This is a genomic window from Streptomyces sp. NPDC107581 (assembly GCF_055657175.1).
In genome coordinates, this window is sequence record NZ_JBVKBH010000029.1 from 28796 (window position 1) to 48954 (window position 20159).

Genomic DNA, 20159 nt, shown 5'->3' on the forward strand with positions numbered 1-20159 from the left:
AGGCCGCGAGCCGATTTCACTCAGGCGACCGATGCCCAGCGCACCGCCGCCACCGCCCCCAGGGCCAGGGCCGGTGCCACCCAGCCCCACCCCATCACCTGTCGCACCGACGGAAGCAGCCGCAGGGCGAGCGCGGCGGCCGCGGCCGTGACCGTGAGGGCACAGGACAGGACGATCCCGGCGTACGCCTCGTCGTCCCAGGGGCCGGACGGACGCAGAGTGAGTGCCGTCCGGCAGAAGAACGCGGCGATGGCGGTGAGCAGGGCCAGGGGTACGGCGAGGACCAGGCGGAGACAGCCGCCGTCTTCGTCCGGGCGGGTGGGGCGGAGGGGCATCGGCGTGGCGGTTTCGGGTGTGGGGAGGGGGCGGCGTGGTGATTTTCGGGTGAGGGCGAGGGGGAGGGCGGCCGTGGCGGCCTTCAGGTGGGGGCGGCCGTGGCGGTTTCGGGGGCGGGCCGGGGCGGGCCGGCCCCGGTGGCCCGGTGGCCCGGTGGCCCGGTGGCCCGGTGGCCGGTGGTGTCAGGCCACCCGGTGGCCGTTCTCCAGCTCTGCCGTGCCCGCGTTCTCCGCCAGAACGTCCAGTGCGGTCAGGACGCGGCGGCCGAGGGCGCCCGGCAGGTGGCCGGGGATGTCCTCGCGGGGCACCAGCCGCCAGGACAGCAGTTCCTCCTCCTGCAGGCGGATGGCCTTGAACTCGGCCTCGGTGAGGACACCGCCGTCGTACACGTACGCCACCAGCGGCGGGCGTCCCGTGCCGTGCACCCAGTCCACCGCCAGCAGCCGGCCCGGCTCCCGGTCGAGGCCGATCTCCTCCAGCGTCTCCCGGCGGGCCCCCTGGCGCGGCGTCTCGCCGTCGTCCGACTCGATCGTGCCGCCCGGAAGCGCCCACCCCTCCCGGTAGTTGGGCTCGACCAGCAGTACGCGTCCCTCGGCGTCCCGGAAGAGCGCGGCGGCACCGGCGAGGACACGGGGCAGGCCGGCGATGTACGCGGCGAAGTCGTCAGTCGTGGTCATTCAGGAAGGGTAACCAGCCCCGGACGGCTACGGTCCGCTCGTCGCCAGGCGCAGGGTGCGCTCGGCCAGCGCACTGATCCGCGCGCCGTCGAAGCCGAACACCGCGCTCCGGACCGTGTCCTCCAGCGGGTCCTTCCACCGGGCCGGGACGGCCGAGGCGCCGGTGAGCACGCCGGCCACCGAGCCGGCCGTCGCGCCGTTGGAGTCGGTGTCCAGGCCGCCGCGCACGGTGAGGGCGAGGGTGCGGGTGAAGTCGCCGTCGCCGTACAGCAGCCCCGCCGTGAGGACGGCCGCGTTCGGGACGGTGTGGATCCAGCCGAGTCCGGCGGTCTCCGCGCCCACCGTGGCCAGGGTCTCCTCCCAGGGCAGGCGGGTCTCGTGCAGGGACACCACCCGGCGCACGGTACGGGCCAGGCGGCTGCTCGCGGGGATCACCGCGAGCGCGGTCTCCACCGCGTCCCGCACACCCGGCGCCGTGAACGCGGCCGAGATCAGCGCGGCCGCGAACATCGCGCCGTAGACACCGTTGCCGGTGTGCGAGAGCACCGCGTCCCGGCGGGCCAGCCCGGCGGCGCGGCGCGGGTCGCCGGGGGAGGTCCAGCCGTAGACGTCGGCGCGGATCAGCGCACCGATCCACTCCTGGTACGGGTTGTCGTACGTCGCCGTCAGCGGCGGCTTCAGACCGTTCGCCAGATTGCGGTAGGCCGCCCGCTCCGCGGTGAACGTCTGCAGGTACGGCAGCCGGAGCAGCCACAGGTCGCCGACCTGCTCGGTGCTGAAGCCGAAGCCGTGGGTCTCCAGCAGGTGCAGGCCGAGGATGGCGTAGTCGACGTCGTCGTCGCGGCAGCTGCCGTGGATCCTGCCGCGCACGCACTGGCGCCACTCCGGGCGCAGTACGGCGCCGTCGGCCGCGTCGGCGGGCTCGGGCAGGTAGTCGGTCAGCGGCAGGGCGGCGGCCTGCCGCAGATACCGGTCGATACGCTCCCGCGTCCACACCTCGCCCTGTTCGACCGGCTTGCCGAGCATGTTGCCCGCGATCCGGCCGAGCCAGCCGCCGTGGATGCGGTCGGCGAGGTCCGGCCCGGTGCCCTGGTTGCCCATGGCTGGGGTGTACCCGTTTTCCCAGCCGCCTCCCAGGGACTGCCCAGGGTTCGGTCGGTGCATGACGCCGGGGGTGTCCTCCGGTTATGGTCGCAGCGGCGCGACTGGCCCTGACGTGCGCGGGGCCCGGAGAGCAAGGGGAAAGCAAGGTGGCGGACGCTGCAGTGAACGAGACCCGTGGGGTACTCATCGCCGCGGACAAGTTCAAGGGCTCGCTGACGGCCGTACAGGTCGCCGAGCGGGTGACGGCCGGGCTGCGCCGGATCGTGCCCGGCCTCCGGGTCGAAGCGCTGCCGGTGGCCGACGGCGGCGACGGAACCGTGGACGCGGCGGTCGCGGCCGGCTTCGAGCGCCGCGAGGTACGGGTGGCCGGGCCGCTCGGGCAGGAGGTCACGGCCGCGTTCGCGCTGCGCGGCGGGACCGCGGTCGTGGAGATGGCCGAGGCGAGCGGGCTGCAGCGGCTGCCGGCCGGCGTCTTCGCGCCGCTCACCGCCTCCACGTACGGCTCCGGGGAACTGCTGCGGGCCGCGCTGGACGCGGGCGCGCGGACGATCGTGTTCGGCGTCGGCGGGAGCGCCACGACGGACGGCGGTGCCGGGATGCTGTCGGCGCTCGGCGCGCGGTTCCTGGACGAGGACGGGGAGCCGGTGCCGCCGGGCGGCGGCGGTCTCGCCGGACTTGCGCGGGCGGATCTGTCCGGCCTCGACGCACGACTGTCCTCGGTGGAGCTGGTGCTCGCCAGTGACGTCGACAATCCGCTGACCGGGCCCAAGGGCGCGCCGGCGGTGTACGGCCCGCAGAAGGGGGCGTCGCCGGACGACGTGCGGACGCTGGACGCGGCCCTCGCCCACTTCGCCGAGGTGCTGGAGACGGCCGTGGGGTCGCGTGCCGCCGAGTACGCGGCGGCTCCGGGCGCGGGTGCGGCCGGCGGCATCGGGTACGGCGCGCTGCTCCTGGGCGCGCGTTTCCGGCCCGGTATCGAGGTCATGCTGGACGTCCTAGGTTTCGCACCGGCGCTGGCGCGGGCCTCGCTGGTGATCACCGGTGAGGGGTCGCTGGACGAGCAGACCCTGCACGGGAAGGCGCCGGCGGGGGTCGCGGCGGCGGCGCGTGCCGCCGGCAAGGAGGTCGTGGCGGTGTGCGGCCGGCTCGCCCTGCCGGAGGAGGCACTGCTGCGGGCCGGTATCGGCCGGGCCTACCCCCTCACCTCGGTCGAGCCCGACGTCGCCGAGTGCATCGCGGACGCCGGGCCGATTCTGGAGCGGGTCGCCGCCCACATCGCCGAGGCTCACTTGTCCTGACCCCGCTCCGCCCACTCCACCCCACTCCCCACTCCGCCCACCCGCCCCGGCAACACGCGAGGCGAGGGGACGGGCGGGTCAGGGGATGGGAAGGTGAGGGGGTGGGATGGGGTGGGGTGAGCGGTCTCGCCTCGGACGGCACCCTCGCGACTGCCCGAGGCCACGGCGCCTTCGTGGCTGCCCGAGCCACGGCGCCTTCGTGGCTGCCCGGGGCTGCGGTGCCTTCGTGGTCGCCCGGGGCTGCGGTGCCTTCGTGGTCGCCCGAGGTCACGGCTCCTTCGTGGCTGCCCGGGGCTGCGGTGCCTTCGTGGCTGCCCGAGGCCACGGCACCCTCGTGGCTACCCGAGGCGACGGCACCCTCGTCGCCGCCCGGGGCGGGTGGGAATCCCGGTGGTGGACCCCGGAGGCCGGGGCGGAGAGACAGCAAAGGGCCCCCGGACCAGGCAGGTCCGGGGGCCCTTTCGGCGGAGCGTCACGGCTGGGCCGCCCGCGCCTCCCGCCGGTTGTCGCGGAAGTTGTTCACCCGGCGGGCCGTGGCGAACAGCGGGATCACCGCACCCATGACCAGCTGCAGGGCGCAGCCCGTCTGGAGCAGCAGCTGACCGCTCGGGGCGTCGAAGGCCCAGGCGGCCAGGAGGCCCATGGACAGCACGATCCAGGCGAGCATCGCGCCGGCGAGGCGGCCCCGCGGCTTCGGGTACTCGACCCGGCTCACCATCAGCCAGGCGGTGCCCAGGATCGCCAGCAGGGTCGCCACGAAGGGCAGCTCCAGCAGCACGATCGAGACGACCGTCAGCGCGCCGAACGGCGAGGGCATCCCCTGGAACATGCCGTTCGGCGGCGTCACGCACGAGAAGCGCGCCAGTCGCAGGACGACGGCCAGGAGCACCACGATTGCCCCGAGCGCCGCCATGCGCTGGTGCGCGTCGTCCGCGACCATGCCGTAGACGAGGACGAAGTACGCGGGCGCGAGTCCGAAGCTGATCAGGTCGGAGAGGTTGTCCAGCTCCGCGCCCATCGGGGAGGAGCGGAGCTTCCTCGCCACCAGGCCGTCGAACAGGTCGAACACCGCCGCGCAGAGCATCAGGATGACCGCCGTGGCCGCGCTGTGGCGGGCCATGCCGGACTCCTGGCTGCCGGTGAGGTGCGGGATCAGGATGCCGGTGGTGGTGAAGTACACCGCCATGAAGCCGCACGTGGCGTTGCCCAGCGTCAGGGTGTCCGCTATTGAGAGGCGGAGAGAAAGAGGCATCTCCTCCTCTTCGTCCACCTCTTCGGCCTCGGGCACCCAGCCCGCCTGGGTCTCCGGATCAATCACGGTCAATGCGAGTCACCCCAGCCACGGTCTTCTGTCCGACCTCGACCGCGACCTCCACGCCCTCGGGCAGGTAGAGGTCGACACGCGAGCCGAAGCGGATCAGACCGATTCGGTCGCCCTGCTCGACCTTCGTGCCCTCGGGGAGGTAGGGCACGATGCGACGGGCCACCGCGCCGGCGATCTGGATCATCTCGATGTCGCCGAGTTCGGTGTCGAAATGCCAGACTACGCGCTCGTTGTTCTCGCTCTCCTTGTTGAAGGCGGGAACGAAGCCACCGGGGATGTGTTCGACCGACGTCACCGTGCCCGCGAGGGGTGCGCGGTTGACGTGGACGTTCAGCGGGCTCATGAAGATCGCGACGCGGGTGCGGCCGTCCTTCCACGGCATGATGCTCTGCACCACACCGTCGGCGGGCGAGATGACCCGACCCGGGGCGATCTCGCGCTCGGGGTCGCGGAAGAACCACAGCATGCCCGCCGCGAGCGCGGTGGCGGGTACGGCGACGGCCTTGGCGGCGCCGGAGCGGCGTGCGCGCAGGAGGCTGACGGCTGCGGTGGCGACGGTCGGGAGAAGCCACGGCGATGCTCCGCGCGCGAGGCGTACGCCGGCCAGGCTGTCTCGATGTGCAGAGGTTTGGCTGTGGGGCATGGATGACCTTCGTAGCGGATGATGCCGCGCTGGATCTGGGGACGGCGGCTTTCCCGGGATCGTACCGGTCGCGGACCGCAACTGGGCAAGCCAGGAAGCCGAGTCGGCGGCCGAACACCGTTGACGGGGTGTGATCTTCTTCTCGAAGAAAACACCCCGTTTCCGGACAATCAGCCCTGGAATCGATACTCTTCGAGCAACCTGCGCCCGATGATCATTTTCTGGATCTCGGCGGTACCTTCACCGATCAGCAGCATCGGAGCCTCGCGGTAGAGGCGCTCGATCTCGTACTCCTTGGAGAAGCCGTAGCCGCCGTGGATCCGGAAAGCATCCTCCACGACCTCCTTGCAGTACTCGGAGGCGAGGTACTTCGCCATCCCAGCCTCAAGGTCGTTTCGTTCCCCAGAGTCCTTTTTGCGTGCCGCGTTGACCATCATGGCATGCGCGGCCTCGACCTTGGTAGCCATTTCGGCCAGCTTGAACTGGATGGCCTGGTGCTGGGCGATCGGCTTGCCGAAGGTGTGCCGCTGCTGGGCGTACTGGACGCCCAGCTCGAAGGCGCGCTGAGCGACGCCGCAGCCACGCGCCGCCACGTTGACGCGGCCGACCTCCACGCCGTCCATCATTTGGTAAAAACCCCGGCCGGTGACGCCGCCGAGCACCCGATCGGCCGGAATGCGCAGGCCGTCCATGATCAGCTCGGTGGTGTCGACGCCCTTGTAGCCCATCTTGTCGATCTTGCCCGGGATCGTCAGGCCGGGGCGGACCTCGCCGAAGCCGGGCTCCTTCTCGACCAGGAAGGTGGTCATCGACTTGTGCGGGGCCGTGCCCTCGGGGTGTCCTTCGTCACTTCGGACGAGGACGGCCACCAGGGACGAGGTGCCGCCGTTCGTCAGCCACATCTTCTGGCCGTTCAGGACGTACTCGTCGCCGTCCTTGACCGCCTTCGACGTGATCGCCGACACATCGGACCCCAGGCCAGGCTCCGACATCGAGAAGGCGCCCCGGATGTCGCCGGCGGCCATGCGGGGCAGGAAGTGGTCCTTCTGCTCCTGCGTGCCGTGCTGCTTGAGCATGTACGCGACGATGAAGTGGGTGTTGATGATGCCGGAGACCGACATCCAGCCGCGGGCGATCTCCTCCACGCACAGCGCGTAGGTGAGGAGCGACTCGCCCAGGCCCCCGTACTCCTCCGGGATCATGAGGCCGAACAGGCCGAGTTCCCTGAGGCCGTCGACGATCTGCTGCGGGTACTCGTCGCGGTGCTCCAGTCCGGTGGCGACCGGAATGATCTCTTTGTCGACAAAGTCCCGGACGGTGGAGAGGATCTCCTGCTGGACGTCGGTCAGACCGGCGGTCTGGGCGAGGCGGCTCATTACTTCTCCTGCTGCTTGAGCTCCGGGCGGCCGGGCTGCTCGCCGCCGCGCTCCTTGATGTAGGTCTCGGTGGGCACCATGACCTTGCGGCGGAAGACGCACACCAGGGTGCCGTCCTGCTTGTAGCCCTTGGTCTCGACGTAGACGATGCCGCGGTCGTTCTTCGACTTGGACGGCCACTTGTCGAGCACGGTCGTCTGGCCGTAGATCGTGTCGCCGTGGAAGGTCGGCGCCACGTGCTTGAGCGACTCGATCTCCAGGTTGGCGATCGCCTTGCCGGAGATGTCCGGCACGGACATGCCTAGCAGGAGGGAGTAGATGTAGTTCCCGACGACGACGTTCTTGCCGAAGTCCGTCGTCTTCTCCGCATAGTTGGTGTCCATGTGGAGCGGGTGGTGGTTCATGGTGAGGAGACAGAACAGGTGGTCGTCGTACTCCGTGACCGTCTTTCCGGGCCAGTGCTTGTACGTCGCCCCGACCTCGAACTCCTCGTAGGTGCGTCCGAACTGCATCGCGCTCAGGCCTCCGGGATCTCGAACTTCGACGTGCGCTGCATGCCGGCGGCGCGGCCCTTGCCGGAGACGACCAGGGCCATCTTGCGGCTGGCCTCGTCGATCATCTCGTCGCCGAGCATCGCGGAGCCCTTCTTGCCGCCCGCCTCGGACGTGTAGTAGTCGTACGCGTCCAGGATCAGCTCGGCGTGGTCGTAGTCCTCCTGGGAGGGCGAGAAGATCTCGTTGGACGCCTCGACCTGGCCCGGGTGCAGCACCCACTTGCCGTCGAAGCCGAGCGCCGCGGCGCGCTGGGCGACCGCGCGGTAGCCCTCGACGTTGCGGATCTGCAGGTAGGGGCCGTCGATCGCCTGGAGGTTGTTGGCGCGGGCGGCCATCAGGATCTTCATCAGGATGTAGTGGTAGGCGTCCGCCGGGTAGCCGGGCGGCTGCTCGCCCACGACCAGGGACTTCATGTTGATGGACGCCATGAAGTCGGCCGGGCCGAAGATGATCGTCTCGATGCGCGGGGAGGCCTGCGCGATCGCGTTGACGTTGTTCAGGCCCTGCGCGTTCTCGATCTGCGCCTCGATGCCGATCTTGCCGACCTCGAAGCCCATGGTCTTCTCGATCTGCGTCAGCAGCAGGTCCAGGGCGACGACCTGCTCGGCGTTCTGCACCTTAGGCAGCATGATGCAGTCGAGGTTCTGGCCCGCGCCCTCGACCACCGTCACGACGTCCCGGTACGTCCACTCGGTCGTCCAGTCGTTGACCCGCACGACCCGCGTCTTGCCGGTCCAGTCGCCCTCGTTGAGGAACTTGACGATGGTGTGCCGCGCCTCGGGCTTGGCGAGCGGCGCGCACGCGTCCTCCAGATCCAGGAAGACCTGGTCCGCCGGGAGGCCCTGTGCCTTCTCCAGGAAGCGGGGGTTCGAACCGGGCACTGCCAGGCACGAGCGCCGCGGGCGGAGACGGTTGACGGTCATGCGGGGACCTCCAGGGGGTCGAGCTTGTTCGCTTTCCGGATCTCGTCGACGATCCGGCCGATGATTCCGGTGATGTCGAAGTCCTTCGGGGTGAAGACCGCGGCCACTCCGGCGGCCCGGAGCTCCTCGGCGTCACCATTCGGGATGATGCCACCAGCGATCACCGGTATATCCGTGGCACCGGCCACTCGGAGCCGTTCCAGCACGTCCGGCACCAGCTGCGCGTGCGAGCCGGAGAGGATGGACAGGCCGACCGCGTGCACGTCCTCGGCGAGGGACGCGTCCACGATCTGCTCCGGGGTGAGCCGGATGCCCTGGTAGACCACCTCGAAGCCGGCGTCGCGGGCGCGCACTGCGATCTGTTCGGCGCCGTTGGAGTGGCCGTCCAGGCCCGGCTTGCCGACCAGGAAGCGCAGCTTGCCGACACCCAGGTCGCGGGCGGTGGCGTCCACCTTGGCGCGGACCTCGGCGAGCGCCGAGCCCGCCTCGACCGGGACGGCGATCGGCGCCGAGGAGACACCGGTCGGCGCCCGGAACTCCCCGAAGATCTCGCGCAGCGCACCGGCCCACTCGCCGGTCGTGACCCCGGCGCGGGCGCACTCCAGGGTGGCCTCCATGAGGTTGGCCGTGCCCTGGGCGGCCTCCTTCAGCCGCTCCAGCGCCTTGCACGGGCGCGGGTGGTTGAAGGGCGGCTGGTAGCGCGTGTCGCGCCAGTTGCCGATGGCCGCGACCACCCGTGCCTCGACGGCCGGGTCGACCGTCTGGATGGCGGCGTCCAGGTCGGCCGTCAGCGGGTTCGGCTCGGTCGTCTCGAAGATGTTGACGCCGACTATCTTCTCCTGCCCGGACTCGATCCGGCCGCGGCGCTCGGCGTGCGAGGAGACCAGCTGCGACTTGAGGTAGCCGGACTCGACGGCCGCCATCGCGCCGCCCATCTCCTGGATCCGCTCGATCTCCGCGAGGGACTCCTCGACGAGCTGGGAGACCTTGGCCTCGATGACGTGCGAGCCGTCGAAGATGTCCTCGTACTCCAGCAGGTCGCTCTCGTGCGCGAGGACCTGCTGGATGCGCAGCGACCACTGCTGGTCCCAGGGCCGGGGCAGGCCGAGCGCCTCGTTCCAGGCGGGCAGCTGCACGGCACGCGCGCGGGCGTCCTTGGAGAGGGTGACCGCGAGCATCTCCAGCACGATCCGCTGGACGTTGTTCTCCGGCTGGGCCTCGGTCAGGCCGAGCGAGTTGACCTGGACGCCGTAGCGGAACCGGCGCTGCTTGGGGTTCTCGATGCCGTACCGCTCGCGCGTGATCTTGTCCCAGATGCGGCCGAACGCCCGCATCTTGCACATCTCCTCGACGAAGCGGACGCCCGCGTTCACGAAGAAGGAGATGCGGGCGACCACGTCGCCCATGCGCTCCTGCGGCACCTGGCCGGAGTCCCGCACGGCGTCCAGCACGGCGATCGCGGTGGACATCGCGTACGCGATCTCCTGCACCGGCGTGGCCCCGGCCTCCTGCAGGTGGTAGCTGCAGATGTTGATCGGGTTCCACTTCGGGATGTGGGAGACCGTGTACGCGATCATGTCCGTCGTCAGGCGGAGCGAGGGCCCCGGCGGGAAGACGTGCGTCCCGCGGGACAGGTACTCCTTGACGATGTCGTTCTGGGTCGTGCCCTGGAGCTTGGTGATGTCCGCGCCCTGCTCCTCGGCGACGACCTGGTAGAGCGCCAGCAGCCACATGGCGGTGGCGTTGATCGTCATCGAGGTGTTCATCTGCTCCAGGGGGATGTCCTGGAACAGCCGGCGCATGTCACCGAGGTGCGAGACCGGCACGCCGACCCGGCCGACCTCGCCGCGGGCGAGGATGTGGTCGGGGTCGTAGCCGGTCTGCGTCGGCAGGTCGAACGCCACCGACAGGCCGGTCTGGCCCTTGGCGAGGTTGCGCCGGTACAGCTCGTTGGACGCCTCGGCCGTCGAGTGGCCCGCGTACGTCCGCATGAGCCAGGGACGGTCCTTCTGACGCTCTGTCATCTATTGCCCTCAGACGTTCCGGAAGCGGTTGATGGCGTCGATGTGCCGGGCGCGCATCTCCTCGTCGCGCACGCCCAGGCCCTCCTCGGGTGCCAGGCACAGCACGCCGACCTTGCCCTGGTGCAGGTTGCGGTGGACGTCGTAGGCCGCCTGGCCGGTGTCCTCCAGGGAGTAGGTCTTCGACAGGGTCGGGTGGATCTTGCCCTTGGCGATGAGGCGGTTGGCCTCCCAGGCCTCGCGGTAGTTGGCGAAGTGCGAGCCGATGATCCGCTTGAGCGACATCCACAGGTAGCGGTTGTCGTACTCGTGCATGTAGCCCGAGGTCGAGGCGCAGGTGGTGATGGTGCCGCCCTTGCGGGTGACGAACACGGAGGCGCCGAAGGTCTCGCGGCCGGGGTGCTCGAAGACGATGTCGATGTCCTCCCCGCCGGTGAGCTCGCGGATGCGCTTGCCGAAGCGCTTCCACTCCTTCGGGTCCTGGGTCTGCTCGTCCTTCCAGAACCTGTAGCCCTCGGCGTTGCGGTCGATGATCGCCTCGGCGCCCATCGAGCGGCAGATGTCCGCCTTCTGGTCGCTGGAGACGACACAGATCGGGTTGGCGCCGCCGGCCAGCGCGAACTGGGTGGCGTACGAACCGAGTCCGCCGCTCGCGCCCCAGATGAGGACGTTGTCGCCCTGCTTCATGTCGGCGCCGTTGCGGGACACCAGCTGCCGGTACGCGGTGGAGTTGACCAGGCCCGGGGCGGCGGCCTCCTCCCAGCTCAGGTGGCCCGGCTTGGGCATCAGCTGGTTGGACTTGACCAGCGCGACCTCCGCGAGGCCGCCGAAGTTGGTCTCGAAGCCCCAGATGCGCTGCTCGGGGTCGAGCATCGTGTCGTTGTGGCCGTCGGAGGACTCCAGCTCGACGGACAGGCAGTGGGCGACGACCTCGTCACCGGGCTTCCAGGCGTTGACGCCCGGGCCGGTGCGCAGGACGACGCCGGCGAGGTCGGAGCCGATGATGTGGTACGGCAGGTCGTGCCGCTTGGTCAGCTCGCTGACCTTGCCGTAGCGCTCCAGGAACCCGAACGTGGACAGCGGCTCGAAGATCGAGGTCCACACCGAGTTGTAGTTGACCGACGAGGCCATGACGGCCACCAGGGCCTCGCCCGGGCCCAGTTCGGGCACCGGCACCTCGTCCAGGTGGATCGACTTGCGCGGGTCCTTGTCGCGTGTCTCCAGGCCCGCGAACATCTCCGTCTCGTCCTTGTGCACGGTGATCGCACGGTACGAATCGGGGAGCGGCAGGGCGGCGAAATCGGCGGACGTGGCGTCCTTCGACTGGATCGCGTCCAGGATGTCCTTCACGGTCACGGTGTTGCCTCCGGCGGTGAGCGCCCTGAGGGAGGGGCGCTGAGGGTTCGTCGGTGCTGCTGGGAGTGCTGCTGAGGGTTGTGGTGCAACATGCCGTCGGTTCGGCGGGTGGTGCTTCGGCAGCGCTTTGTGGCGCGGGAGGGTTGCCTGTGACGCAGGCGTCCGGGCGCGCAGGCCGTCGGCTTGCGGGGACAGCCGACGCACGAATGGTCTCTGCGCGCCGGCCGCCCGGACTCCTTCAACGTATGACACCGCGTGTCATGTGACAAGGCACTGAGTGCCAGAACTTCCTCTCAGATGAAATCTTTACGTAACAAATGAGCGATGATCGATCGAACGGTTTCCGAAATCCGCGCGAAAAGGTGCCCTGACATGCCAAAACGGCCACCCGAGGGGGTGGCCGTCATCACAACGGGCCGGCTGCCCAGATGTGCCGGGGAGGCGCTCAGCGCTCCTTGAGCGCCTCCTCGATGGTTCGCATGACCTCGTCCAGCGGAGCGTCCGTGCGGGCGACCGTCACGAGCACCTCGCCGTGCGCGGAGACCGTCGCCGGTGCGGTCGTGGCCGGCCTTGCGGCGGGGCCCCGCCCGGCGCCGATGCCGTTGCCGAAGGTCTTGCGCACGATCGCGAAGGCGTGGTCGAGCTGGGCCTCCACGTCGCCCTGGCCGCCGGCCCGCAGCCAGCGCCTGAGGACGTGGTTGTGGGCGGTGACGACGGCGGAGGCGGCGACCTCGGCGAGCAGCGGGTCGTCGTTGGCGTCGTCGGCGTGCGCATGCTCGTCGAAGTGGCCGAGCAGATAGCGGGTGAACAGGCGCTCGTAGCGGGCCACCGAGGCGATCTCGGCCTCGCGCAGGGTGGGCACCTCACGCGTCAGCTTGTAGCGGGCGACCGAGATCTCCGGCCGGGCCGCGTACATCTTCATGACTTCCTTGATGCCGCGGCACACCGTGTCGAGCGGGTGCTCGTGCGCCGGGGCGGCGTTGAGGACCGCCTCGGCGCGGACGAGCGTGTCGTCGTGGTCCGGGAAGATCGCCTCTTCCTTGGAACGGAAGTGACGGAAGAAGGTGCGGCGGGCGACCCCGGCCGCGGCCGCGATCTCGTCGACGGTGGTCGCCTCGTACCCCTTGGTCGCGAACAGTTCCATCGCTGCGGCCGCCAGCTCCCGGCGCATTTTCAGCCGCTGGGCGGCGGCGCGACTGCCTGCGGCACTTTCCGGCGCGTCGGGCGTGGCTGGTGTACGTGAGGACTTGGCGGGCTGGGACATGACCCGAACGTACTGCATCTGCGCAGCTGGATGCGCAGGTCCGGGGTTTCCCCCGCCCGTGAAGGGCGGGGGGCCGCCGGTTCGGTCGGGCGGGGGAGACCCGGCGGGATCGAGCAGCCCGCCCCAGTCCGCGCCCTCGGGGGCGCCGTCGAACCAGTCGCCGACGCCGTCAGCGGCGGGCATACTCGCGGAAGCCGCGGCCGGTCTTGCGGCCGAGGCAGCCCGCGGCCACCAGGTGCTCCAGCAGCGGGGCGGGGGCCAGGCCCGGGTCCCGGAACTCGCGGTGCAGCACCTTCTCGATCGCCAGCGAGACGTCCAGGCCGACGACGTCCAGCAGCTCGAAGGGGCCCATCGGGTAGCCGCCGCCGAGCTTCATCGCCGCGTCGATGTCGTCCAGGGACGCGTAGTGCTCCTGGACCATCTTGACCGCGTTGTTGAGGTACGGGAACAGCAGCGCGTTCACGATGAAACCGGCCCGGTCGCCGCAGTCCACGGCGTGCTTCCTGACCTTCGCGCAGACCTCGCGGACGGTCGCGTGGACGTCGTCGGCGGTCAGGACCGTGCGGACGACCTCGACCAGCTTCATCGCCGGGGCCGGGTTGAAGAAGTGCATGCCGATCACGTCCTGCGGACGCGAGGTGGCGCGGGCGCAGGCGACCACGGGCAGCGAGGAGGTGGTGGTGGCCAGGACGGCGCCCGGCTTGCACACCTTGTCCAGCGTCGCGAACAGCTGCTGCTTGACCTCCAGGTCCTCGGCGACCGCCTCGACGGCCAGATCGACGTCGGCGAAGGCGTCGTAGGAGCCCGCCGGGGTGATCAGGTCCAGGATCCCGGCGGCGGCCTCGGCGGTCAGCCGACCCTTGTCGACAGAGCGCGAAAGCGACTTGCCGATACGCGCCTTGGCCGTCTGGGCCTTCTCCTCGCTGCGGGCGGCGAGGACGACCTCGTACCCGGCCTTGGCGAACACCTCGGCGATACCGGAGGCCATGGTGCCGGAGCCGGCCACACCCACGGAGCGGACCGGGCGGCCGGGGGTCTCGGCGCCGCCCGCGGCGGGGGTCTGGGCGTCGGCGACGACCGTGGCACTGCCCGGCGCCTCATAGGTGTAGAAGCCGCGCCCCGACTTACGGCCGGTCAGGCCCGCCTCGCTGAGCTGCTTGAGGATCGGCGCGGGGGCGTGCAGCCGGTCGCGGGACTCGGTGTACATGGCCTCCAGAACCGTGCGCGCGGTGTCGACGCCGATGAGGTCCAGCAGGGCGAGCGGGCCCATGGGCAGGCCGCAGCCCAGCCGCATCGCGGCGTCGATGTCCTCGCGGGAGGCGTACTTGGCCTCGTACATCGCGGCGGCCTGGTTGAGGTAGCCGAACAGCAGCCCGTCCGCGACGAATCCGGGGCGGTCGCCGACCGCGACCGGCTCCTTGCCCAGCTCGATCGCGAGGTCGGTGACCGCGGCGACGGCCTGCGGCGCGGTCAGCACCGAGGAGACGACCTCGACCAGCCGCATCGCCTGCGCCGGGTTGAAGAAGTGCACGCCGAGCACGCGCTCCGGACGGGCCGAGTCGGCGGCGAGGCGGGTGACCGACAGGGCGTTGGTGCCGGTCGCGAGGATCGTCTCCGGGCGGACGATGCCGTCCAGTTCGCGGAAGATCTGGTGCTTGATCTCGTACGACTCCGGGACCACCTCGATGACCAGGTCGGCGTCGGCCGCCGCGCCGAGGTCGGTGGAGGTGCGGACCCGGGCCAGGACGTCGGCGCGCTGCTGCTCGGTCAGCCGGCCGCGCTCGACGGCGCGGGCGGTGGCGGACTCCAGGGCGGCGACGGACTTCGCGGCCTGGGCCTCGCTGATGTCGATGCCGATCACCTCGCGGCCGGCCTTCGCCAGGACTTCGGTGATGCCGGTGCCCATGGTGCCGAGGCCGACGACGGCGATCGTCTTGAGCGGGGACAGAGGGGTGTCGGACAGGGGAGTGGCCATCGCGGGACTCCAGGAAATGAGGGTGACGACGAGGAGCGCGCCGGGTGCGCCCAGAGGCGCACGCCGGTGCGTTGATGAGTGCGGGTGTGGCCGGGCTGCAAGCGCACACGCCCGGTGCCGGTGCCGCGGGCGTGCACACGCCCGGGGAACGGCGGAATCCGACCGGCCCTGTCCCGGAGCCGGGTCGTACTGCGGTACCCATGTACCGAACCGACCACGCTCACGACGGCTGCGTCACCAAACCGTCGTCAGCGGAAAGGCGAGGGGGTTACCTCGCTCGTATGAGCTTAACCGGCGAGTAACGAGCGCGCCAGATCTGAGCCGGACCGAGTTTGTGATGTAGCTCCCTCCGCGGCGGCGACCCGCCTACGCTGGTCGTCGTGGACGAAGAGTTGCGATCGCTCACGGAACGCTTACAGCAGGAGTCGCACGGCTCGACGGCGTGCGAGCGGCTGCTGGCGACCGAGGACCACGGTGAACTGGCGGAGGTGCTCAGCGCGCCCGGACAACCGCTGTGGGCCCGGGAGCTGGCCGCGTTCCGGCTGGGCCTCGCGGGTGACCGGAGGGCCTTCGAGTCCCTGGTGCTGCTGCTCAACCACCGCGACCCGCCGCGCTGCGCCTCCGCCGCCTACGCCCTCGCCCGCCTCGGCGACCCGCGCACCGCCCGCGCGGCAGCCGCCCTTGCCACCAACGAACTGCGCGTCGCCTACGCCCTGCACCCGGTACGGCTCCTGGCCGAGCTGCGGGCCCCCGAGTCCGTGCCCGCGCTGATCACCACCCTGGAGCGGCGGTTGCGCCCGCACGACCCGTACCGGCGGGTGGCCCTCGCCTGCGTGGAGGGCCTGGGCGCGCTGGGCGACGCCCGCGCCCGGCGCGTGCTGAACGAGGCGCTCGCCCATCCGGCGCTCGCGGAGGCGGCCGTGCACGCGCTGGGGCGGATCCCGCAGCCGACGTGACCAGGATTCAGCGGATCCGCTCCCTGACGTACCGGACCCCTCGGCCGGTGTCGCCCGGGGCTCAGCGGATCCGCTCCCTCACGTACCGGACCTCGCGGCCGATGTGCCCCGGGCCCGGCGGATGCGCTCCTTCACGTACCGGACCTCGCGGCCGATGTGCCCCGGGCCCGGCGGATGCGCTCCTTCACGTACCGGACCTCGGGCATGGCCACGCCCCCCGCCTCGAACGGCTCCTGCATGCCGTCCGCACGGAAGCCGGCCCGCTCGTAGAAGCGCCGGGCGCGCGTGTTCTCCTCGAGGACCCACAGGAACATGCGCGGGTGGACGCCGCAGTGGTACTCCGACTTCTCCAGCAGTGCCCGCCCGACTCCGGTGCCCAGATGGGCCGTGTCGACATAGAGGGCGTACAACTCGGCGTCGGTGGTGCGGACTTCACCGTCCCGGTACGGCCCGTGCGCCGCCCAGCCGACGATCCCGCCGTCCCGCTCGGCGATCAGGTTCACCACGCCGTCCATGGCGTGCGGGGAGAAGCGGGCGCGCCGGTGGGCCGCGTCCTCGGCCACGTCGAGTCCGTCCAGATAGGACTGCGGCATCAGCCCCTGATACGCCTTCTGCCAGCCACGCACGCGTATCTCGGAGACCCGTTCGCAGTCGGCGAGGGTCATCAGACGGAGCCGCACGGCGCTCATTGGCCCACCACAGCCAGCGCCTCGATCTCCATCAGGAACTCCGGGGCGACCAGCGCGGCCACCTGCACGGCGGAGGCCGCCGGCAGCCGGTCGTCGGGTATGTGCGCGGCCCGGGCCGCGCGGATCGCCGGCATGTACGCCATGTCCGTGACGAAAAAGGTCAGTTTGACGACATCCGGGAAACCGGCCCCGGCGGCGGCCAGGCACCGCTTCAGGTTCTCGAACACCTGGCGGGCCTGGGCCGCCGGGTCGCCCGCGCCGACCGGCTTGCCGTCCTCGTCCAGGGCGAGCTGGCCGGAGACGGCGACGAGGCGGCCGGCGGCCGTCACCACCTGGCTGTACTGGGCGGCGGGGGCGACCCCGTCGGGGGCGGGGATCCGGATCGGTGCACTCATGCGTCCATGGTGTAGCACGGGTGTGACAATGCCCCCGGCGGACCGGGAGGTTGGCTACCGGCGGAATCCCAGCAGGCGGTGCAGGGTCGAGCCGCGGGACGACATCGGGGAGGCCTTCGCCGTCAGCGGCTTCGGATCCGGGGATTTCTGGCAGACCGCGTCGGCCTCGCCACTGCCGTGCGGGACCGTCCCGTCGGTCAGATAGGCGGCCAGATACCTGTCCAGGCAGGCGTTGCCGCTGAGCGTGATGCCGTGGTTGCCTCCGCCCTGCTCGACCACCAGGCTGGAGCGGGCCAGCAGCCGGTGCGCCGCGACGCCGCCGGGGTAGGGGGTCGCCGCGTCGTCGGTCGCCTGGAACAGCAGCGCCGGCGGCAGTTTGCCGTTGGCGACGCTCTTCGGTTGCCCGGAGCTGCCCGGCCAGAACGCGCAGGGGGCGTTGTACCAGGCGTTGTTCCAGGCCATGAAGGGCGCCTTCGCGTACACGGCCCAGGTGTCCCGCTGCCAGCGCGCCCAGTCGCGCGGCCAGTCGGCGTCACGGCACTGCACGGCCGCGTAGACGCTGTACCCGTTGTCACCCGAGGCGTCCACGGCGGCGAAGTTCCGGTACGCCGTCGCCAGCGGTCCGGCGTTCTGGTCATGGACGTAGGCCGCGAACGCCTCGGCGAGGTAGGGCCAGTAGCCGTTGTAGTAGCCGCCGCGGATGAAGGTGTCCTCCAGCTCGGCGGCGCCGACCTCGCCGTCGGCGGGCTTCTTCGCGAGGTCCGAGCGCATCGCGTACCACTGCGCCTCGACCTTGGCGGGGTCCGTGCCGAGCCGGTACGTCGAGTCGTACCGGGCGATCCAGGCCATCAGGGCGCGGTGGCGGGCGTCGAAGGCGTAGTCCTGGCCCAGGTTGTCCTCGTACCAGACGCCCGTCGGGTTCACGATCGAGTCCAGCACCAGGCGGCGCACCCGCTCGGGGAAGAGCTTGGCGTACACCGCGCCGAGGTAGGTGCCGTAGGAGTACCCGAAGTAGTTGATCTGCTGCTCGCCCAGGGCCCGGCGGACGGAGTCCATGTCCTGGACGGCGGCGACGGTGTTGATGTACGGCAGCACGCTCGCGTACTTGGCGCCGCAGGCGGCGGCGAAGGACCGGGCGCGCTGCACGCTCGCCTGTTCCATCGCGGTGGTGGCGGGAACGGTGTCCGTGCGCACCGGCTTGAAGCGGCCGGACGAGCAGTTCAGCGCCGGTGTGCTCCTGCCGACGCCGCGCGGGTCGAAGCCGATGACGTCGTACTGGGCCGCCACGTCCTTGGGCAGCGCGGAGGCGACGAATCCGGCGAGGACCAGACCGCTGCCGCCGGGCCCGCCGGGGTTGACCAGTAGTGGCCCCTGCGAGGTCTTCGCGGTGTGCGGAACGCGGGACAGGGCGAGGCTGATCTGTGTGCCGGACGGGTGCGCGTGGTCCAGCGGCACCTTCAGGGAGGCGCACTGGAGCGTCGGGTAGTCATGGGTGCCGCAGGTCTTCCAGGCGAGCTTCGCCGCCGGAGCAGCGGGGCCCGCCTGCGCGGGCACGGCGGTGACCGAGCCCGCCACCATGGCGACGGCTGCGCACAGCACGGCTGCGCGTGTTCTCATGGGTCCTCCCGGGACGGAGGGTGACGCGAACCGCGGAGGTCACGGTTCTCGCCGGATCGTCCCGAGGACGCGGCCCGAAAGAACGTATTGTCCAAATAGTTGACCCCATTGGGTCGAAGGATGCCTCCCTACGCGCTCACATGAGGGTGAGTTGGGTCGGTTCGGACACGGCCGGGGTATCGGCGGCCTCCGGGACCCCGGCGGGCCGGATGCGCCGGGCCGGCCCCGGACGGCTGGGGCCGATGCCGTACTCCTGGGCCAGTTCGTGGACCTGACGGGTGATCCGGCGCTGGTACCACCTGGGTGCGTAGGCGCCCTCGGCGTACAGCAGCTCGTAGCGGGCCACCAGGTGCGGGTGGTGCTGCCCGAGCCAGCTCATGAACCACTCCCGGGCGCCCGGCCGCAGGTGCAGCACGAGGGGCGTGACCGAGGTGGCCCCGGCCGCCGCGATCGCGCGTACGGTCTCGCGCAGTTGGGCCGGACGGTCGCTCAGGAACGGGACGACCGGCGCCATCAGCACCCCGCAGCCGATCCCGTGCTCACCGAAGGTGCGGACGACGTCCAGGCGGCGCTCGGGTGCGGGCGTGCCCGGCTCCACCGTGCGCCACAGATCGGTGTCGGTGAAGCCCACGGAGACCGAGATGCCGACGTCCGTCACCCGGGCCGCCCGGGTCAGCAGGTCCAGGTCGCGCAGGATCAGCGTGCCCTTGGTCAGGATCGAGAAGGGGTTCGCGTGCTCGGTGAGCGCCGAGACGATGCCCGGCATCAGCCGGTAGCGGCCCTCGGCGCGCTGGTAGCAGTCGACGTTGGTGCCCATCGCCACGTGGTCGCCCTGCCAGCGGCGGGAGGCCAGCTGGCGGCGCAGCGCCTCGGGTGCGTTCACCTTGACCACGATCTGGGTGTCGAAGCCGATCCCGGTGTCGAGGTCCAGATAGCTGTGCGTCTTGCGGGCGAAGCAGTACACACAGGTACTGCTTCTCCCGCGGTGTCTTCTCGTGCCTGACGCGGGAGGCATGAGGCAGGGTCGTTTCAAAGTCCTGTTTGCGGGTGATCGTGCAGGTCAGGCGATGCCGCGTAGGTCGAGCGGCCTGTTGAAGGGGTCGTGGTCGCCGAGGTCCGGGCTCTGGGCCTGAGCTGGGGGTGCTTCACGTCGAGCTGCGGCTGACGGCGAGCGGTCCCCGCGTGATCGAGGTCAACGGCCGGCCGCCGGCGACTCGCGGGCCGTACCGTCGCACGACGCAGGGGGCTCCGGGATGGTCGCCGCCTACGGAATCACCACCGAGCACGCGGCACAGGCGTCGGCGAGCTGCCAGGTCCGCCCCCGGTCCGCCCGGATCAGCACCAGTTGCTCTGAGCCTCGCTCTCGCCCGGGCCTGGAGCCAGGAGCTTCGCGGGGCCGCCGCGGAGAAGGAGTGCGAGCGGCCTTGCGGCATCGTGTCCACCGCTCTCCGCTACCTGCGCGAAGCAGGAGAGGGCCGCCGGGCAGGCCGGATCGAGCGAGACCTGAACGGGAGGTAGCTCAAGTCGGTCGGAGTGTCAGTGGTCGCCGCCATACTGGGTCTGTTTCTGAATAACTGTCAGGGTTGATCTTCCGGATGGTCCTCGTCAGGCAAGCGAACTCGAAGCTGTTCGAGGGTCCGGGCGGGCGACC

The 20159-nt window shown here is 70.8% G+C and carries 17 protein-coding genes and 1 pseudogene; 2 read left to right on the forward strand and 16 right to left on the reverse strand.

Features of this window, described 5'->3' with window-relative positions:
* Positions 1 to 20: 20 nt before the first annotated feature.
* From ACZ7P3_RS40925 to ACZ7P3_RS40935, 3 genes are all read right to left on the reverse strand, one after another.
* Complete coding sequence (locus tag ACZ7P3_RS40925) at positions 21 to 335, reverse strand: hypothetical protein (protein WP_472089745.1); 315 nt, start codon at positions 333 to 335, stop codon at positions 21 to 23.
* Between the two features lie 183 nt (positions 336 to 518).
* Positions 519 to 1013 carry an NUDIX domain-containing protein gene (locus ACZ7P3_RS40930; RefSeq protein ID WP_472089747.1) on the reverse strand — a complete coding sequence of 165 codons (495 nt, stop codon included), beginning with the start codon at positions 1011 to 1013 and terminating at the stop codon, positions 519 to 521.
* Positions 1014 to 1040: 27 nt separating this feature from the next.
* Positions 1041 to 2114: an ADP-ribosylglycohydrolase family protein gene (locus ACZ7P3_RS40935; RefSeq protein ID WP_472089750.1), complete on the reverse strand. Its 1074-nt coding sequence runs from the start codon at positions 2112 to 2114 to the stop codon at positions 1041 to 1043.
* 164 nt (positions 2115 to 2278) lie between these two features.
* On the opposite strand from ACZ7P3_RS40935, the gene ACZ7P3_RS40940 reads away from it, so the two are divergent.
* Entirely contained in the window at positions 2279 to 3415 is a 1137-nt protein-coding gene (locus tag ACZ7P3_RS40940) for a glycerate kinase (protein ID WP_472089752.1), read from the forward strand.
* Between the two features lie 472 nt (positions 3416 to 3887).
* On the opposite strand, the gene pssA is transcribed toward ACZ7P3_RS40940, so the two are convergent.
* The 9 genes from pssA to ACZ7P3_RS40985 all read right to left on the reverse strand — a co-directional run bounded on the left by pssA (position 3888) and on the right by ACZ7P3_RS40985 (position 14851).
* Positions 3888 to 4739 carry a CDP-diacylglycerol--serine O-phosphatidyltransferase gene (pssA, locus tag ACZ7P3_RS40945; RefSeq protein WP_472089753.1) on the reverse strand — a complete coding sequence of 284 codons (852 nt, stop codon included), beginning with the start codon at positions 4737 to 4739 and terminating at the stop codon, positions 3888 to 3890.
* On the reverse strand, positions 4726 to 5382 hold the full coding sequence (locus ACZ7P3_RS40950) for a phosphatidylserine decarboxylase (RefSeq protein WP_066991150.1): 657 nt from the start codon (positions 5380 to 5382) through the stop codon (positions 4726 to 4728). The genes pssA and ACZ7P3_RS40950 overlap by 14 nt, the downstream gene beginning before the upstream one ends.
* 170 nt (positions 5383 to 5552) lie before the next feature.
* Positions 5553 to 6758, reverse strand: a complete 1206-nt coding sequence (locus ACZ7P3_RS40955) for an acyl-CoA dehydrogenase family protein (protein ID WP_472089755.1) — start codon at positions 6756 to 6758, stop codon at positions 5553 to 5555.
* Positions 6758 to 7270 (reverse strand): MaoC family dehydratase, encoded by a 513-nt coding sequence (locus ACZ7P3_RS40960; RefSeq protein WP_062716551.1) that lies wholly within the window; start codon positions 7268 to 7270, stop codon positions 6758 to 6760. The genes ACZ7P3_RS40955 and ACZ7P3_RS40960 overlap by 1 nt, the downstream gene beginning before the upstream one ends.
* Before the next feature lie 5 nt (positions 7271 to 7275).
* Positions 7276 to 8235, reverse strand: a complete 960-nt coding sequence (locus ACZ7P3_RS40965) for an HpcH/HpaI aldolase/citrate lyase family protein (RefSeq protein WP_472089757.1) — start codon at positions 8233 to 8235, stop codon at positions 7276 to 7278.
* Complete coding sequence (locus tag ACZ7P3_RS40970; RefSeq protein WP_472089758.1) at positions 8232 to 10259, reverse strand: protein meaA; 2028 nt, start codon at positions 10257 to 10259, stop codon at positions 8232 to 8234. Before ACZ7P3_RS40970 ends, ACZ7P3_RS40965 begins: the two co-directional genes overlap by 4 nt.
* A 9-nt stretch (positions 10260 to 10268) precedes the next feature.
* Positions 10269 to 11606: a crotonyl-CoA carboxylase/reductase gene (ccrA, locus tag ACZ7P3_RS40975; RefSeq protein ID WP_472089767.1), complete on the reverse strand. Its 1338-nt coding sequence runs from the start codon at positions 11604 to 11606 to the stop codon at positions 10269 to 10271.
* A 451-nt stretch (positions 11607 to 12057) separates the two neighbouring features.
* The gene (locus tag ACZ7P3_RS40980) at positions 12058 to 12876 is read right to left on the reverse strand and encodes a TetR family transcriptional regulator (protein WP_472089760.1); all 819 of its coding nucleotides are present in this window, start codon (positions 12874 to 12876) and stop codon (positions 12058 to 12060) included.
* A gap of 169 nt (positions 12877 to 13045) precedes the next feature.
* On the reverse strand, positions 13046 to 14851 hold the full coding sequence (locus tag ACZ7P3_RS40985; protein WP_472089761.1) for a 3-hydroxyacyl-CoA dehydrogenase family protein: 1806 nt from the start codon (positions 14849 to 14851) through the stop codon (positions 13046 to 13048).
* Positions 14852 to 15231: 380 nt separating this feature from the next.
* Between ACZ7P3_RS40985 and ACZ7P3_RS40990 the strand changes: the two genes are divergently transcribed.
* Complete coding sequence (locus tag ACZ7P3_RS40990) at positions 15232 to 15807, forward strand: adenylosuccinate lyase (protein WP_472089762.1); 576 nt, start codon at positions 15232 to 15234, stop codon at positions 15805 to 15807.
* Positions 15808 to 15938: 131 nt separating this feature from the next.
* Here the strand turns inward: ACZ7P3_RS40990 and ACZ7P3_RS40995 are convergent, their stop codons facing one another.
* From ACZ7P3_RS40995 to ACZ7P3_RS41010, 4 genes and pseudogenes are all read right to left on the reverse strand, one after another.
* Complete coding sequence (locus tag ACZ7P3_RS40995) at positions 15939 to 16496, reverse strand: GNAT family N-acetyltransferase (protein ID WP_472089763.1); 558 nt, start codon at positions 16494 to 16496, stop codon at positions 15939 to 15941.
* A complete protein-coding gene (locus ACZ7P3_RS41000; RefSeq protein WP_472089764.1) occupies positions 16493 to 16891 on the reverse strand; it encodes a RidA family protein in 399 nt (132 codons plus the stop codon). Before ACZ7P3_RS41000 ends, ACZ7P3_RS40995 begins: the two co-directional genes overlap by 4 nt.
* 54 nt (positions 16892 to 16945) lie before the next feature.
* Positions 16946 to 18508 (reverse strand): alpha/beta hydrolase, encoded by a 1563-nt coding sequence (locus ACZ7P3_RS41005; RefSeq protein WP_472089765.1) that lies wholly within the window; start codon positions 18506 to 18508, stop codon positions 16946 to 16948.
* A gap of 136 nt (positions 18509 to 18644) precedes the next feature.
* Positions 18645 to 19565 (reverse strand): annotated as a pseudogene (locus ACZ7P3_RS41010) (radical SAM family protein); the annotation flags it as partial.
* Between the last annotated feature and the right edge of the window lie 594 nt (positions 19566 to 20159).